At 63.8% G+C, this 16,363-nt stretch carries 17 protein-coding genes; 15 read left to right on the forward strand and 2 right to left on the reverse strand.

Annotation, left to right across the window (positions count from 1 at the left end; all coding sequences use genetic code 11):
- Positions 1–84: 84 nt before the first annotated feature.
- The 6 genes from Q9293_RS08460 to Q9293_RS08485 all read left to right on the forward strand — a co-directional run bounded on the left by Q9293_RS08460 (position 85) and on the right by Q9293_RS08485 (position 4,657).
- A complete protein-coding gene (locus tag Q9293_RS08460; RefSeq protein WP_306251996.1) occupies positions 85–546 on the forward strand; it encodes a peptidylprolyl isomerase in 462 nt (153 codons plus the stop codon).
- Between the two features lie 75 nt (positions 547–621).
- Positions 622–1,182: a DNA-3-methyladenine glycosylase I gene (locus tag Q9293_RS08465; protein WP_306251998.1), complete on the forward strand. Its 561-nt coding sequence runs from the start codon at positions 622–624 to the stop codon at positions 1,180–1,182.
- Between the two features lie 31 nt (positions 1,183–1,213).
- Entirely contained in the window at positions 1,214–3,193 is a 1,980-nt protein-coding gene (gene metG, locus Q9293_RS08470) for a methionine--tRNA ligase (RefSeq protein WP_306252000.1), read from the forward strand.
- The gene (locus tag Q9293_RS08475; RefSeq protein ID WP_306252002.1) at positions 3,190–3,531 is read left to right on the forward strand and encodes a hypothetical protein; all 342 of its coding nucleotides are present in this window, start codon (positions 3,190–3,192) and stop codon (positions 3,529–3,531) included. Before metG ends, Q9293_RS08475 begins: the two co-directional genes overlap by 4 nt.
- Positions 3,528–3,869, forward strand: a complete 342-nt coding sequence (locus tag Q9293_RS08480; RefSeq protein WP_306252003.1) for an arsenate reductase family protein — start codon at positions 3,528–3,530, stop codon at positions 3,867–3,869. Before Q9293_RS08475 ends, Q9293_RS08480 begins: the two co-directional genes overlap by 4 nt.
- Before the next feature lie 11 nt (positions 3,870–3,880).
- A complete protein-coding gene (locus tag Q9293_RS08485) occupies positions 3,881–4,657 on the forward strand; it encodes an exodeoxyribonuclease III (RefSeq protein WP_306252005.1) in 777 nt (258 codons plus the stop codon).
- Between the two features lie 48 nt (positions 4,658–4,705).
- On the opposite strand, the gene Q9293_RS08490 is transcribed toward Q9293_RS08485, so the two are convergent.
- On the reverse strand, positions 4,706–5,716 hold the full coding sequence (locus Q9293_RS08490; protein ID WP_306252007.1) for a carboxypeptidase regulatory-like domain-containing protein: 1,011 nt from the start codon (positions 5,714–5,716) through the stop codon (positions 4,706–4,708).
- Between the two features lie 183 nt (positions 5,717–5,899).
- Here Q9293_RS08490 and Q9293_RS08495 point away from each other — a divergent pair, with 183 nt between their 5' ends.
- The 7 genes from Q9293_RS08495 to Q9293_RS08525 all read left to right on the forward strand — a co-directional run bounded on the left by Q9293_RS08495 (position 5,900) and on the right by Q9293_RS08525 (position 14,190).
- Positions 5,900–6,184, forward strand: coding sequence for a DUF1844 domain-containing protein (locus tag Q9293_RS08495; RefSeq protein ID WP_306252009.1), 285 nt, complete (start codon positions 5,900–5,902; stop codon positions 6,182–6,184).
- A 20-nt stretch (positions 6,185–6,204) separates the two neighbouring features.
- On the forward strand, positions 6,205–8,076 hold the full coding sequence (locus Q9293_RS08500) for a tetratricopeptide repeat protein (protein ID WP_306252011.1): 1,872 nt from the start codon (positions 6,205–6,207) through the stop codon (positions 8,074–8,076).
- A gap of 1 nt (position 8,077) precedes the next feature.
- On the forward strand, positions 8,078–9,253 hold the full coding sequence (locus tag Q9293_RS08505; protein WP_306252013.1) for a DUF4388 domain-containing protein: 1,176 nt from the start codon (positions 8,078–8,080) through the stop codon (positions 9,251–9,253).
- A gap of 9 nt (positions 9,254–9,262) precedes the next feature.
- Positions 9,263–9,862, forward strand: a complete 600-nt coding sequence (locus Q9293_RS08510; RefSeq protein ID WP_306252015.1) for a thymidine kinase — start codon at positions 9,263–9,265, stop codon at positions 9,860–9,862.
- 165 nt (positions 9,863–10,027) lie between these two features.
- Positions 10,028–11,218, forward strand: coding sequence for an acyl-CoA dehydrogenase family protein (locus Q9293_RS08515; protein ID WP_306252017.1), 1,191 nt, complete (start codon positions 10,028–10,030; stop codon positions 11,216–11,218).
- Between the two features lie 111 nt (positions 11,219–11,329).
- A complete protein-coding gene (locus Q9293_RS08520; protein ID WP_306252019.1) occupies positions 11,330–12,049 on the forward strand; it encodes a DUF3142 domain-containing protein in 720 nt (239 codons plus the stop codon).
- Complete coding sequence (locus Q9293_RS08525) at positions 12,046–14,190, forward strand: hypothetical protein (protein ID WP_306252022.1); 2,145 nt, start codon at positions 12,046–12,048, stop codon at positions 14,188–14,190. Before Q9293_RS08520 ends, Q9293_RS08525 begins: the two co-directional genes overlap by 4 nt.
- 25 nt (positions 14,191–14,215) lie before the next feature.
- Here the strand turns inward: Q9293_RS08525 and Q9293_RS08530 are convergent, their stop codons facing one another.
- Positions 14,216–14,641, reverse strand: a complete 426-nt coding sequence (locus tag Q9293_RS08530; protein ID WP_306252431.1) for a universal stress protein — start codon at positions 14,639–14,641, stop codon at positions 14,216–14,218.
- A gap of 121 nt (positions 14,642–14,762) precedes the next feature.
- Between Q9293_RS08530 and Q9293_RS08535 the strand changes: the two genes are divergently transcribed.
- Together Q9293_RS08535 and Q9293_RS08540 are read left to right on the forward strand one after the other, a co-directional pair.
- The gene (locus tag Q9293_RS08535; protein WP_306252024.1) at positions 14,763–15,461 is read left to right on the forward strand and encodes a pirin family protein; all 699 of its coding nucleotides are present in this window, start codon (positions 14,763–14,765) and stop codon (positions 15,459–15,461) included.
- A gap of 22 nt (positions 15,462–15,483) precedes the next feature.
- Positions 15,484–16,350: a pirin family protein gene (locus Q9293_RS08540; protein ID WP_306252026.1), complete on the forward strand. Its 867-nt coding sequence runs from the start codon at positions 15,484–15,486 to the stop codon at positions 16,348–16,350.
- Positions 16,351–16,363 lie beyond the last annotated feature (13 nt).

A 16,363-nucleotide genomic window follows, 5' to 3' on the forward strand; every position in this document is an offset into this window, starting at 1 on the left:
ACCAGTGATCATCGTCCTCGTAAGTTCATGCTGACTCGGGAAGGGCGGGCCCCTATGCTGTTCGTTTGACTCAAGAGGTGAATCATGACCCGCGTGCTCCTGCAGACTGACAAGGGCGACATCAACCTGGAACTCTTCCCGAAGGAGGCGCCTGGGACCGTGGCGAACTTCGTGAAGCTTATCGAAGCCGGCTTCTACGACGGCCTCGCCTTCCACCGCGTCATTCCTGATTTTGTCATCCAGGGTGGCTGCCCCAACACCAAGCCGGGCGCCTCGGGCATGCCCGGCACGGGCGGCCCCGGCTGGAAGATCAAGTGCGAGACTGCGGGCAACCCCCACAAGCACAAGCTGGGCGCCCTTTCCATGGCCCATGCGGGTCCGAACACGGGCGGCAGCCAGTTTTTCATCTGCAATGGCAGCGCCCCCAGCCACCTCGATGGCGTGCACACGGTCTTCGGCCAGTGCATTGCCGACGCCGATATCAAAGTGGTGCAGGCCATCAAGGCCAACGACCGCATCGTGAAGGCGACGGTCGTCGAGGCCTAGGTGGTTGTTGACCCGACACCGAATCGGGCGGGTTGGCCGCCCGATTCTGTGTGACGGAAGGCGGGGGAGGTGTGTGTGGAGAAGGAACGTTGCGGCTGGTGCGGCACAGATCCCCTCTACATCGCCTACCACGATGACGAGTGGGGCGTGCCCCAGCACGATGACCGGCGGCTCTTCGAGAAGCTGATCCTGGAAGGGGCCCAGGCCGGGCTGAGCTGGATCACGATCCTGCGCAAGCGGGAGGCCTACCGGGCCGCTTACTTCGGTTTCGACCCCGAGCGGGTCGCGGCCATGACCGATGCAGAACTGGAAGTCGTCCTCCAGAACCCGGGCGTGGTCCGGAATCGCCTCAAGGTGTTTTCCGCCCGCAAGAACGCCCGGGCCTTCCTGGCGGTGCAGCGCGAGTTCGGCAGCTTCGATGCCTTCCTCTGGGCCTTCGTGGGCGGGAAGCCGAAGCTGAATCACTGGAAAACCCTTGCCGAGGTGCCCGCGGTGACGCAAGAGGCTGAGGCCCTCAGCAAGGCCCTGAAGAAGCGGGGCTTCACCTTTGTCGGACCCACGATCATGTACGCCTACATGCAGTCCCTGGGCCTGGTGGACGACCACCTGGTGACCTGTTGGAAGCGCCAGGGCTGACTCACTGTAGACTGGAAGGCTCGGAGTCCCTGTGTCCAAGCCCTTCTACATCACCACCCCCATCTACTACGTGAACGACCGGCCCCACATCGGCCACACCTACACCACGGTGCTCGCAGATGTGATCGCCCGCTTCCACCGCATGCGCGGCGAGCAGGTGTTCTTCCTCACGGGCACCGACGAGCACGGACAGAAGGTCGAGAAAGCTGCCGCCGCCCGGGGCATCACGCCCAAGCAGCTGGCCGACGAGGTGGTGGCCAACTACCACGAGCTGTGGAAGCGAATGGGGATGACTCACTTCCGCCACATCCGCACCACCGATGCCGACCACCGGGCCCAGGTGCAGCAGCTCTTCAAGCGCCTTCTGGACAAGGGGGACATCTACAAGGCCACCTACAAGGGACTCTACTCCGTCAGCGACGAGGCCTACGTTACCGAGGTGCAGGCCAAGGAACTGCAGGCGCAGGGTCTCGCCCACCAGCTGGTGGAGCTGGAAGAGGAGACCTACTTCTTCCGCCTCAGTGCCTACCAGGATCGCCTTCTGAAGCTCTATGAGGAGCGGCCTGACTTCGTGCAGCCGGATTTCCGCTTCAACGAGGTGAAGCGCTTCGTGGAAGGCGGCCTGCAGGATCTCTCCATCAGCCGCACCAGCATCAGCTGGGGCATTCCCGTGCCCGGGGATGAGAAGCACGTCATCTACGTGTGGTTCGATGCGCTGCTCAACTACCTGACGGGCTGCCCTGCCAATGGATGGCCGCCCGACCTCCAGTTGGTTGGCAAGGACATCCTCCGCTTCCACGCCGTCTATTGGCCCGCCTTCCTCATGGCGGCGGGCATGTTCCTGCCCACGACGATCCTGGCCCACGGCTGGTGGCTCATGGGCGAGGACAAGATGTCCAAGAGCAAGGGCAATGTGGTGCGCCCCGACACGCTGCTGCGCTTCGGCAACGATGCCTTGCGCTTCTACTTCATGCGCGACATGCAGGTCGGTCACGACCGCGGCTTTTCTTTCGAGGGGTTCATGGACCGTCTCAACGCAGATCTGGCCAACGGCCTGGGCAACTTGGCCTCACGCACCCTCAGCATGATCCAGCGTTACCGCGGTGGCGTGGTGCCCATGCCGTCCGTCTTCGATGTGTCCGATCAGGAAGTGGCAACCCAACTGCTCCAAGTCTTCCCCGAGTATCTGGAGAAGGCCCGCGCCAACGACTTCCATGCCGCCCTGAACGCGCTCTGGACCTACCTGCGCGCCCTCGATGGCTACATCGTTCAGGCCGAGCCCTGGAAGCTGGCCAAGGATCCAGCGAACGATCCCAAGCTGGATGCCGTGCTGGCCAACCTCTACCGCGCCTTGCGCGCCACGGCCCTGCTGGTGGCACCGGTGATGCCCGAGCTGGCCCAGACCCTGTGGGAATCCCTTGGACACACCTCGAAGGTGGCCGAGACCACCTTCCATGGCTTCGCCCTGGACGGTCCGGCCGTCGGCCCCATCGGCGATCCGAAACCGCTGTTCCAGCGCATCGACAAGGAGAAGGAATTGAGTGATCTCGAGACCGGAGCAGGAGCGGAGGTCCACCGTCGCCCTGGGGGCGATGACCCGAAGGGCGCTTCACAGGAGGTGAAGCGTGAAGAGGCGGCAGGGCCCGTCGAAACCAAACCCACGCTGGATGTGCCGGAGATCCGCGAGGTGGTGGACGCCGACACCTTCTTCAAAGTGGACCTGCGCGTGGGCCGGATCCTCGAAGCCGAGCGCGTCCCCAAGAGCGATAAGCTCATCAAGATGAAGGTGGACATCGGCCTGGAGCAGCGCACCATCGTGGGCGGCATCGGCAAGGCCTACGAACCCGCGGACCTGCTGCAGAAGCTGGTGGTGGTTGTGGCCAACCTCGCGCCGCGCAAGCTCATGGGCATCGAGAGCCACGGCATGTTGCTGGCCGCCAGCGACAACGCCAGCAAGCCCTACCTGGTGGCGCCTCCCGCCGACGCTCAGCCCGGGTTCCTGGTGAAGTGAAACGCCCCGCTTTCAGTTTCGAGGCCGAAGTCCTCACGGATGCCCCCTTCGATCACATCGTTGGGCGGCTGCGTGAAGAGGGGCCGCAAGCCTTCAAAAGCTTGAAGGCGCTTCGGGAGTGGTCACCCCTTGAACAGGCCGATGGTCGCGTGGTGCTTCGCTGGGCTCGATTGGTGGCCGGCGCGGAGGAATCAGGCGAGTTCACGTTGTCCCCGGATCCCAAGGGAGCGCACCTCCGCTTGAACGGTCGCATGAAGGGTTGGTCGGGCTTCCTGCTGTTCGGGATGTTCCGCTGGCGTACGGATCGCCTGCTGGACCGTTTCGTGGAGGAGTTATGAAACCTGTGCTCTGGATGAAATCCAGCTGCACCACTTGTCGCAACGCCAAGGCGAAGCTGGCCGAGCTGGGCATCGAGGTGGAGGTTCGCGACTACTTCAAGAAGCCGCTGGAGGCCACCGAACTGGAACGGCTGCTGCCCTCTGACCCGGGGCCGATGCTGGGCACCAAGAGCCCCAAGTACAAAGAGCTGGGCTTGAAGGACCGCAAGCTGAGCAAGGCCGAGGCCATCGCGTTGATGGTGCAGGACAACAACCTGCTCAAACGGCCCATCCTGGTGCATGCCAAGGGTGTGATCATTGGCTTTGACGCCGCTGCCTATGGCACCCTGGTGTCCTGACAGGAGAATCCATGCGCTTCTACAGCTGGAACGTTAATGGTTTCCGTTCGGTCCTGAAGAAGGGCTTCATGGACTGGCTGGAGGAGACGGAACCGGATGTTCTCTCGCTCCAGGAAATCCGCTGCGAATGGGAAGAGGTCGATCTGGGGGTGCGCCGCCAGCTTGAAAGCGCCTACGACATCTGCTGGTTCCCGGCCACGAGCAAGAAGGGCTATGCGGGTGCCGCCACCCTGTCCAAGAAGGACCTGGGCTTCAGCCACACCAAGGGCCTGGGCCACGAAGGCTACGATGCCGAAGGACGCATGATCGTGTCCCGCAAGGACAAGCTGGTCTTCATCGCGGGCTATTTCCCCAACGCCTCCCAGGGGTTGGTGCGCCTGCCTTTCAAGCGCCAGTTCGCCAAGGACCTCTCGGCCATTGTGGCCAAGCATCATAAGGCCGGAGACCAAGTCATCCTCACGGGCGACATGAATGTGGCTCCTGAAGAGATCGATTTGGCGCGTCCCAAAGACAACACCAAGAACCCCGGCTTCACGCCAGAAGAACGCGAAGACTTCAAACTCTATCTGGGAACGGGGCTGGTCGACGTGCTGCGGGAGCGCAATCCGAATACGCCTGGCCTCTACACCTGGTGGACCGCCCGTGGTGGCGCCCGTGAACGGAATGTGGGCTGGAGGATCGACCTCTTCCTCGCCAGTCGACCGCTCTTGGAAAAGGTGAAGGAGGCCCGCATCCATGCGGATGTCCTGGGCTCAGACCACTGTCCGATCAGCCTAGAGCTGGCTTAAAAGGAAAGGGCCCCGAAACGGGGCCCTTTCCTTTTTGGATGTCATGCCCTACTTAATCCGCTTCAGGGAAGGATCCTTCAGCATTTCCTTGGCCGTCGCGGCATTCTTGCCATTGGGAGCCAACTCGAGGTACTTCTCCAGATTCTGCTTGGTGCCCTTCAGGTTGTTCTCACCAAATTCGACCATGGCCAGCATGAAGTGGGCCTCCGCATAGGTCGGAGCAATTTCCAGCGTCTTCAGCCAATGTGTTTTGGCCTCTTTGGTTCGACCGGAATTGAAGGCATCCACGCCCTTGTTGTAGTAGGCATCCGGGTTGGGTCCCTGCAGGGTTTCGAGCTGGGTGGTGTATTTCTGCTCAGCGGCTTTGTCGGATTTGGCCTTGCTGGTTTCGATGAGGGCCATGAGCACCCGCTCGTCCTTGGCATTACGCGCGAGGGCCTTCAGGAGGTAAGGTTCGGCATCTTCCTTTTTGGCGCCGGCCTGGGCGATGCAGATGCCTAGAACCCGCTCGATTTTGATGAGTTCGGGTGCGAGTTCCTCTTTAGCCTTTTCGTCTTTCAGTTTTTCCTTGGCTTCGTTAAGGGTCTTGTAGGATTTCTCGATGAGAGGCAGTGCTTCGGAAAAATTCCCGGAGTTGTATAGAGGTATGGCTGAATTAAAGGACTCTCGACCTTCTGTATCGAGACCAGCACCAGGGTCTGCGGCTGCGACTTGAGCTCCTGCGGCCGCCCGCGCCTCATTGGCCGTGAGCAATGAAACATTTTTGACAACCACGTCGCCCAATGGAATTTTTACCTGTTCAGTCAAGGCCACGTAGCCTTCGGCAGTGACGGTCATTAGGTAATCCTTAGGCTCCATGCCGACTTGGAGAAAGCTTCCGGTTTTATCTGAGATAAGGTCCTTAGTCCAATTCCGATCAGTGCGTTTTAGGTTGATCTTGGCACCGACTATCGGCTGACCGGCCTTATTGACAACCTTACCGGAGATTCGTCCGGTCGAATCCGCATGGATCGACAGGCAGGCCACGGGGAGCACGAGGGCGAGGGTGAGGCGTCGCATGGGTCTTCCTCCAAACCCATTCATCCTTCCACAGGGTCGCCATTCCGCCGAGTGCTTTTCGTCAAATAGTTGCTATCCCTGAAACCTCCACCCGGCGGTGCATTGATTCCAGTTGGGTGCGGGAAGCGCCTGCCTGTGGTAGGCTTCCGGGCAGACAAGTCCTGAAAGCGTTTGAGGTAGCCCATGAACCCCGCGATGCCGGAAGCGTCCTTGACGGCCCTGATGCACCTCCTCGCCGAGCAGGCACTCCTGGCCATGGGGGTGCCTCATCCCATGATGAAGGACGCTCCGCCAGCGAATCCTGCCGTGGCACGCTTCTACGTGGACCTGGTCGCTGTGCTCAAAGAAAAAACTGAAGGCGCGCGCACTGACGCGGAAACGGCCCAGCTCGATGAAATCCTCTATCAGTTGCGAATGAGGGCCATGGATCTCAAACCCGCAGCGGAAACGCCGGTGGTGCCGAAGTGAGCCACCGGAGGAGAACAGGCATGGAATTCCTGCAGGCCTTCCGGCATGTCTGCCTGGCCATTGGCGTTTCTTGCGCGGTTTGGGCTGCGCCACCCACAGGGGCTCCCGCGCCGGCGGCCCCCGTCGCCGCTGCGGCCACTGTCACCCCGCTTCCCGCGATTGCCTTGAGTCATCGCACCCAGCACCTGATGACGGCTTTGGCAAAGGGCGACCAGGAGGCGGTTCGCGCGGCCCAATTGGAGGTAGAGGCCCTGCGCCGCACCTATTCCACTTTGGACGTGGCGCCCCTCATCGAAGCCATGGCCCTCTGGTCCCGCCAGCAGGGTATGGCGGGAAAAAGCGCCTTGGGTTTGGAAGGCCTGCAAGCCGTGGAACGCTGGGCACCGGATCATCCGACCCTGCTGGGCACTCGGATCATCCTCATGCGCCAGCAGGGCATCCATGGCTGGTTCTGGAGTTTCCCGGACGTGCTCCGCTTGAGCCGTCAGCGCATCGATCATCCAGCCCACCGCTGGCTCTGGCTGGTTCAGCACCTGGGTATGATCCGCCTCTCGGCGACCCTTCTGCTCTGGGGTTGGGCCCTGACCATGGGGCTGCGCTACCGCAATGTGCTACGGCATCTGTGGGAGGAACCCCTGAAGCACAGGGGCATGGCTCCGGCCCTGGCGGCCTTGATCGGTGCTCTCGTGCTGACTGGCCCCGTCATTCTCGGCTTGGATCCCATGGCCGCGGCCATGTTGTGGCTTTTCCTGCTCGCGCCCTTCCTCACCACTTCCGAAGTGAAGGTCGCCACGTTTATTCTGCTGCTTCAGCTGGTTCACCCGGCCCTGGCGGCCCTGGAGCCCTGGGCGGCCCGGGAACCCCAGCCGAGTCTGGCCACGCTGCAACTGCAGCCGCAGGTGCAACCGGTGCCAGCAACCCTGCTGCGCTTCCTCCCGTCGGCCGACCAGGATTTCCTCAAGGGCTGGGGACATCTGCAGAACCTGGAGTGGGCCGAGGCAGCCACGGTTTTCCAGGGGCTGGTTGGACAGCATCCAGATCAGGCCGCGGTGCTGAACAACCTCGGCGTTGCCCGTTTCCAGTCCGGAGATGTCGCCGGGGCCGATCAGGCCTTCGACATGGCGCTGGCCACGGGGCCCAAGATGGAGGTGCTCCTGAACCAGAGCATCCTGGCTTTCAACCGTCTCGATACCACCCTGGGCGCTTCGAAGCGGGACGAGGCCCAGGCCGCGGCTCCCGAGGCCTACACCCTGCTCATCGCCCTTAACGACGCCCAGAAGGACATCCGCACCTATCCCATGGCGCTGCGCGACACGCCTGAGCGGGTGCAGGCGCTTATGGATGGGGGCGGAGAAAGCAAGGGGGCTGAGACCCTGCGTCTGACGGAGCGCACCTTCCTCTTCGCGCTGCTCCTCCCCATCATCGGCCTGTTGGCCTTCCTGGTTCGGGTGCGGGCCAGCATCCGCATGGCCCATCCCACCCAGTGCATCCGCTGCGGCGAACCTTTTCACACCACCGACAGCCCGGATGTTGAAGTCTGCCAGAAGTGCCACCACCTGTTCGTCCTGCGGGATGGGCTCCATGCGGAGAACCGGAAGAAGAAGCTGGATGAGGTGGCCGATCACCAGCAGTCCACCCGCTGGATCCACAAGGCCCTCATCGTCCTGCTTCCCGGTTGCGACCTGGCATTCCTGGGCGAAACCAGAGAAGGCCTGGTGGAATTCCTGCCCTTCTGCCTGGCCGTGGGCATGGTGCTTGCCACAGGCCGATCAGTTCGCTATCCCGGCGAGATCCTGGCGGATCCCACCTCCACCTGGCTGGCCGTCGGGGCAGCCCTGGTGGCGCTCTTCTACGTTCGTTCCTGGCTGAAGCTCATCATGAGGAGGGCCTGAGATGGCATTGGAAGGCTCCCTCCGCGATTTTGACCTCTTCTCCTTGTTCAACATGATCAAGATCCAGGGGAAGAACGGCACCCTGGTGCTTTCCCAGGGGCAGGAGTTCGTCAAAGTCTTCTTCGAGAACGGCGAGATTGTCGGCTGCGATTCCAATCAGGTGCGCATGGAGGACCGCCTGGGCACCATGCTGGTGCGGCTGGGCCGGTTGACGGGCGAAGAACTTCTGGCGATGGTTCAGATCCAGCGTCAGACCCTCAAGCGCATGGGCACCCTGCTCATGGAAAGCGGCAAGGTCGCCTCGTCGGACCTTCAGGACGCCCTGTTCAATCAAGCCACGGCCATCCTCCACCGCACCTTCCGGTGGGTGGAAGGGGATTACCGGTTCGATTCCATGCTGCCGCCGGATCTGGACCGCGATCATTTCGTACCGATTCCTGTGGACACTGTGCTGATGGAGGCTGCGCGCATCCAGGACGAATGGCCTGAGGTGGAGCGGCGGCTGCCGGGGATGGATACCGCCCTGGCACGCTCACCGAGGGCCCAGGCCCTCCATCTGGATATCGACCGGGATGTTTCGCTGCTGCTGGATGGCAAGGGCGGACAGCTCTCCCAGGGCAGTTCCGGACTTACCCACGAGCAGGAGATGGTCCTTTCGTATTTCGACCATCCGCAGACCGTCAACGAGATCGTCCAGATCAGCCGCTACGAGGAACTGGATACCTGCAAGACCGTGGCGGACCTCATCGAGGCTGGCCTGCTGGAGCCCATCTCTGGAGACGCGCCCAAGGTGGTGCGCCCCTGGGTGGTGGATGGCCAGTACGACCTGGCGCCTCCGGAATGGGAATCCAGTCGGCTGTTGTGGCCCCTGGTGGCCCTCTGCTTCCTGGTGCCGCTCGCCCTCTACGTGCCCCATCACCGGGGGTCCATGAACATGGGGCTCGCCAGTTTGCAGCCGGTGGATGTCCGGGTGGTGCCTGAGGGACCCACGCGCCTTCGGCAGGCCTGGGCGCTCCGGATGGCTTCGCCTCAGGATGGCGGTCTCGCTCTGGCCACGAATCTGGGACGGCCCCTTGACGGCCCCAACCCCGTGCCCGACTTCTCGAAGCAGCCCGATCCCATGTCCGCGCCGCATCCGCCCGCTCCCGAAGCTGTTCTCCCCCCCAAGAAGAATTAAGGATTTGCGATGTTCGTGCACCAGCGCCAGGGTTCCCTGGAGGTGATTTGCGGTCCCATGTTCTCCGGCAAGTCCGAGGAACTCATCCGCCGCATCAAGCGGGCCATCATCGCCAAGCAGAAGGTGCAGGTCTTCAAGCCGGCTCTGGACGACCGCTATGATGCCTCCGCCGTGGCCAGCCACAGCCAGCGCAAGCACGAGGCCATCGCTGTGAAGGACACCACGGAACTGCTGCGGCACCTGGATCCCGAGGCGCAGGTGGTGGCACTCGATGAGGCACAGTTCTTGGATGAAGGTCTGATTCCCATCATCGAGGACTTGGCCAATCGCGGGGTTCGCGTCATCGCTGGCGGCCTGGACCAGGATTCCAATGGAGAGCCTTTCGGCATCATGCCGATCCTGCTGGCGAAGGCAGACTATGTCACCAAGCTCCAGGCCATTTGCATGGTCTGCGGGGCTCTGGCGAGCCGCACGCAGCGCATGGTGCACACGGGCGGCCAGGTGCTGGTGGGCGCCGCCGATGCCTATGAGGCCCGCTGCCGCCACTGCCATGAGGTGCCCCACGCCACGGGGGATCGGCTGCTGGAGGACCTCAGCCAGGGCTCCTGATTTTCCAGTTCGTCAAGGGGATGCGCGCCATGACAGGAATCGGCGCGGTGGATGGGGATGCGCGACGGACCCGGTTTTGACGCAGCGGTAGACTGGCCCCGACGCGCTGCTGCAGCGTCGAATCCATCAATTGCCCGAGGCTTCAGGGCATTTCAGGAGGTCCCCATGGCTGGCGCCTACGCCACCTTCACCCACCTCACCGACTACATGGGCTTCGAGGGTCTGCTGACCGACGAAGAACGCATGATCCGCGAGTCGGCCCGCAAGTTCGTCAATGCCGAGGTGCTGCCCATCATCGAGCAGCACGCCCAGGCGCAGACCTTTCCCAAGCAGCTCATTCCGATGATGGGCGAGCTGGGCTTCTACGGTCCCTCGCTGCCCGAGGAATACGGCTGCATGGGCGTCTCCAACGTGGCCTACGGCCTGCTGATGTACGAGCTGGAGCGCGGCGATTCGGGCCTGCGTTCCTTCGCCTCCGTGCAAGGCAGTCTGGTGATGTATCCCATCTATGCCTATGGCAGCGAGGAGCAGCGCAAATACTGGCTGCCCAAGCTGGCCACCGGCGAGAAGGTGGGCTGCTTCGGCCTCACCGAGCCCGACTTCGGTTCCAACCCGGGCGGCATGCTCACCAAGGCCGTGAAGGAACCCGGAGGCAAGTGGCGCCTCAACGGCACCAAGATGTGGATCACCAACGGCACCGTGGCGGATGTGGCCGTGGTGTGGGCCCAGACCGAAGAGGGCATCCGCGGCTTCCTGGTGGAGAAGGGCACGCCGGGCTTCAGCGCCCCCGAGATGAAGGGCAAGTGGAGCCTGCGCGCCTCCACCACCTCCGAGCTGGTGCTGGAGGATGTCATCGTCGACGAGGCCAAGTCCCTGCTGCCCAATGTGAAAGGCCTGAAGGGCCCCCTGGGTTGTCTCACACAGGCCCGCTACGGCATCGCCTGGGGCGCCCTCGGCGCTGCCGACGCATGCTACCAGTGCGCGCTCGACTACGCCAAGAGCCGCATCCAGTTCGACAAGCCCATCGCCAGCTACCAGCTGCAGCAGGAGAAGCTGGCCTGGATGGTCACCGAGCTCACCAAGGGCCAGCTGCTGGTGTACCAGCTGGGGCGCCTGAAGGATGCCAAGACCTACACCACGGCCCAGGTCTCCATGGCCAAGATGAACAACGTGAACGTGGCCCTCGAGATCTGCCGCAAGGCCCGCACCATCCTGGGCGCCAACGGCATCCTCGACGAGTACCCGGTCATGCGCCACATGGCGAACCTTGAGAGCGTCTACACCTACGAGGGGACGCACGACATGCACACCCTTATCATCGGCCAGGAGGTCACTGGGATCCCCGCCTATCGCTGATTCGGGTGGCAGTCGTCCACCCCCAACCATCGGGCCCGCCTTGGCGGGCCCGATGCGATCATGCCTCCAGGAGTGTGTGTGAAATACCTCTTCTGGACATGGGGATCGGTCTTGTTGCTCGCGGCACTTGTCCGCTGCGGCCGGGAACCTGTCAGGGTGCGCCGCCTGCCCATGCGCATGCTCTGGGCATGGGAGTCGCCCCAGGATCTGCGCTTCCTGCACCAAGGCGAGGGCGTGGCCTTCCTGGCTGGAGAGCTCCGCCTGGAAGGCAGCAGCACCCGCTGGGTACCGCGACGGAATCCCCTCTGGGTGAATCCGGGCACCGTGCTATTGGCTGTCCTCCGGGTGGAGTCCCGGGCAGCCCAGTTGACCGAAGCGCAATCCCAGGCCCTGATCGAGCGGGCCTCCGGTCTCCTTTCCCTGCCGCAAGTGCGAGGTCTCCAGATCGATTTCGATGCCCGCGACTCCGAGCGGGCCTTCTACGTTAGGGCGTTGAAGGGCCTGCGTTCGCGCCTGCCCGAGGCGACGCCCCTCTCCATCACGGCCTTGGCCTCCTGGTGTCTGGAGGATGATTGGCTGTCCCAGGCGGGGCTGTCTGGCGTGGTGGACGAGGCCGTTCCCATGTTCTTCCGTATGGGCAATGAGGCTGGCTCCATTCGTCGGCGCCTGGGGCAGGGAGTACGCTTCCGCGAGCCCCTGTCGCGATTCAGTGCGGGAATCTCCACCGATGAGCCCCTACCGCGGCTTTCACGAGGCCGCCGCGTTTATGCTTTTCATCCAGGCCGCTGGACGGCCGAGGCTTGGGCTCAGATTTCAAGGGAGTTGCCATGATGCGCCGGTTGGGTTCCATCCTCTGCCTGCTCGTGTTGTTCACGGTGGCCAAGCCCTGTGGGCCCTTCGTTCCCACCTTCAACCTGGTGGTGATGCGGGTGCCCGATGGGGATCGCGCCGATTGGGTGGCCGGGCGGCTGGGGCTGCTGCAACCCATGCTGCCCACCGCCGATCTGGTGGTGGCCTGGCGCTGGCTTGCAGGGGTGGGGTTGAATGCGGAGGAACAGAAGGCCATTCTGCCTCCAATGGCTGCCGCCCAGATCAGCGGGGCTGAGGCCTGGAAACAGGCTGTCATGGCGGCCGGCGCCCCGCTGGTGGAGCCGAAGTTGAGCCGGGTGGGAGCGCAGTACCAGGACCAACCGGTGATCGGTGATCACGCGCTGGTCCTCGCCGCCCGCACGCTGGAGGAGCACCTTAAACGCTATGGGAAGGGCAGTGTCCCTGTTCAAAGTTGGCTGACGGCCCAGCAGCAGGTGTTCACGTGGACCCTTCCGGCGGCGGCGGATCCCTCGCTGCCCCTGCGCATTCGCCAGGACCGCGATTATCAAATGGCGGCGGCGCAGTTCTACCAGGAGGACTACGTGGCGGCGTTGGCCTCCTTTGAAAAGGTGGCCGCCGATCCCGCCAACCCCTGGCGCGGATGGGCCAAGTTCGTCATGGCCCGGATCTTCGCCAAGGTCGGTTCCGTGGCCGGGTCGGACATGGACGGGGAACGGGCGCTGGTCCTGCTGTCGCAGATCCAGTCAGAGCCAGCCCTGGCCGAGATCCACGCCGACGCCGCGGCCCTGGAGAACTACATCCGGTACATCGTGGATGCTCCCGCCTTCTACGCCCGGCTCATCAAGCACCTGGAAGCCAAGGGGCGGGGCGCTGCGCTGGTTCAGGACATGGAGGATCTGCGGTGGCTGCGGGTTCTGGAACCCTGGACCGAGGGCTTGAAGGAAGTCGAACCGGATGGGGTTCATGCCTGGATCGACCTGATCCAGAAGGAGGACGCAGAGGCCGCCATGGAGGCCTACGATGCCGCGCCGGACCTGCCCCACCTGGTGGCCGTGATGCTCTCGCTTCGGCCGGACCATCCGCGGGTGGAAGCCTTCTTGAAACTCGCGCAGCAGGCGAGTGCCAGGCCTGGACCAGCCTACGCGACCCTGGTCAGCCACCGCCTGCGGATCCTCTGCGCCCAGAGGCGCATGAAGGCCGCCGAAGCCTTGGCCACAGAAGCGCTGGCCCAACCCGGCGCTGCGAAATGGCCCTCGGCCTTCAACCTCTGGTCCCAGGTGAAGCTGGCCCAAGCAGCTGATCTGAATGCCTTCGCCGCCCAGTTGGGTCGGCGCCTCGCCTCCGTGGATGATGGCGAGTGGAGCCCCTGGAGCGAGCATCCGGATGAGGATCCGAAAGATCGCCGCCTTCTGAAAGCCCTGGATCCGGCGGCGGTGGCCTTGCTGAACCAGCGGATGCCCCTGCGCCTCTGGGAGGGGATCCTGGATGCACCCGCCTTTCCGCAGGAGTTGAAACCTGAGTGGCTCGAGGCGGTTTGGACCCGCGCGGCCATCCTGGGGCGCGAGGATGTCATGGCTCGCCGGGCGCCCGAACTGGCCAAGGCGCGGCCCGCCCTGGCCAAGGATCTGGCAGCCTGGAGCGGCGAAACGGACGCAGCCCGCAGGAGGGGCCTGGCTTTTCTCCTGATCTGGGATCACCGCCTCTGGCCCCAGCTTCTCAGCTATCGAGAAGAGGCCTTCCAATACGGCACCCTCTATGCCCGTTGGCAGGGGCCTCCGGAGGCCAGCAAGGAGACGGAGGCGGGCCGGAAGGGCGATGCCGAGGCTCCTCCCCGGGGCCTCACTGGCTATGCTTTGACGCTGTCGCCGACCTTCTTGGATGCCGCCGCGGATCGCGAGGGTGTGGCTGAAGCGGCGCAGGTACCTGCACCCCTCACCTGGTTTTGCGATCAGGCCCTGGCTTTGGCCCAGGCCCGACCCAAGGATCCGCTGGCCCCTGGGGCCCTCTCGAAGGCCGTGCGGGCGTCCAGGAACGCGAACCGAGATGCCCGCAGTGCGGGCCTGGTGCTGAGGGCCTTCCGGCTATTGCACAAGGACTACGAAGGCACTGCCGCCGCCAAGGAGGCCAGCGTCTACCACTGAGCTTCGCGGGACAAACGGGGCGGGCCTACTTGGCCTGCTCCGTGCGCACCACCAGCACATCGCAGGGGGCCAGCCGCACCACGCGGGCGGCCGTGCTGCCGAACAGCAGCCGCTCCAGGGTAGAGTGCCCCACCTGGGCCACCACCAGCAGGGTGTCGGGGTCGGCTTCAGAGACCAGTTCCTCGGCGGGGCCGCCCCATTTCACGAGGGCGGTGGCGCCGGGATAGGGGCTGACCCAGTTCTCCAGTTGCTCGCGAGCATGATCCTCCATGGCGTGCAGCCAAGCAGGGTCGGGCAGAGCGATCTGGGCCTCCGGCAGCATGGGTGCTGGAGATTGCAGCACGTGCATGGCCACCAGGGGCACCCCAAGACGGGTGGCCCAACTGCCTGCACGTTCCAGGGCCTGCTTTGAAGCCTCAGAAAAATCCACACCTGCCAGCACACGCTTCATCACGGCGACCTCCGCTCGGGTACCCAAAGATAAGTCCATGGTCCTCAATGAGCCTGGGAAAAGTTCAAGATTGGGGGTTGAAATAGAAGTTGTAACACCTAAAATGAAACCGGGAGGCACCATGATCACGCTTCGACCCGCTGGTTCCCGAGGCCATTTTGATTTCGGCTGGCTGGATACCCATCACACCTTCTCCTTTGGCGAGTACTACGACCCAGCCCATGAACAGTTCCATGCGCTCCGCGTGCTGAACGAGGACCGGGTGCGGCCCGGTAAGGGCTTCGGCACCCATGGCCACCGGGACATGGAGATCCTCACCTGGGTGCTCTCCGGCGCACTGGAGCACCGCGACAGCCTGGGCACCCACGGCGTCATCCGGCCTGGCGAAGCCCAGGTGATGAGCGCAGGTACCGGCATCCGCCACAGCGAGTTCAACGCTTCGGACACAGAGCCTGTGCACTTCCTCCAGATCTGGATGCTGCCTGAACGGGCCGGCCTTGCCCCGCGCTACGACCAGAAGGCTTTTCAGGACGAGGACCTTCGCAATGCCTTCCGCCTCATCGCCAGCCGAGAGGGAGCGGATGGGGCGGTGCAGGTCTTCCAGGATGTGAAGGTCTACGTGGCGCGGCTGGATCCCGGTCATGAGACGCAGGCCCCTTTACCGCCGGGGCGCGCCGGATTCATGCAGGTGGCCTCCGGAGCCCTCACTTTGAATGGACAGGCCATGGCTGCGGGGGATGGCGCCCGGGTGGAGGAAGAATCAGCTCCCGTCATTCGGGCCACCTCCCCCGCTGAAGTCCTCTTCTTCGACCTTGTCTGATCCCTGTTTCCCGGGAGTTTCCATGCGCTTCAAACCCGTTGTGTCCCTCGTCCCCGGCCAGCCCACCCAGGATGGCAACCGCGTGCCCCTCACCCGTCTGGTGCCAGGTCAGGGCCAGCGCGGTGACGCGGCCTTCCGCGCCATGGACCCTTTCCTGCTCATGGACCATTTCGGCCCCATGGTGCTGCCCCCGGGCACGGATGCGGGCTTCCCGCCCCATCCGCACAAGGGCTTCCAGACGCTCACCTACTTGATCCAGGGGGCTTTCCGCCATCGCGACAGCACGGGCGGTTCGGGGCTGCTGCGGCCCGGCGGTGCCCAGCTCATGAATGCTGGTTCAGGCATCGTCCACGAGGAGATGCCGGTGCCTGAGCATCTGGAAACCGGTGGTGCCATCGAGGGCGTGCAGCTCTGGATCAACCTGCCCAAGGCCCACAAGGGGTCGGCGCCCGGCTATACGGACCTGCAGCCGGACTCGATGCCGTGGCAGGCCCTGCGAGGGGGACGCATCCGCGTCCTCGCCGGCCGTTGGGCTGGCATCACCGGCCCCACCCAAACTCCTGCCCAGATTGCCTACGCGCACCTCGAACTGGAACCCGGTGCGCGATTCGAGCACGTCATACCCGCAGGCTGGCTCACGGCAGTGGTGCCTCTGCACGGGGCGGTGAGGGTGGAGGGGACTGCCGTGGCGGCGGATACGGTGGCGCTGCTGGGCGAGGGCGAAGCCCTTGCCGTGGAGGCTTCGGAACCCGCCAGCCTCATGCTGCTCGCGGGACAGCCGCTGGGCGAACCCATCGCCCACTATGGCCCTTTCGTGATGAACACCCGGGCTGAAATCGAGCAGGCGATCCTCGATTACCAGCAGGGCCGCATGGGCCATCTGGATTGAATTTCAGCCACGG

This window comes from Geothrix sp. PMB-07, from assembly GCF_030758935.1.
Taxonomy (GTDB): Bacteria; Acidobacteriota; Holophagae; order Holophagales; family Holophagaceae; genus Geothrix.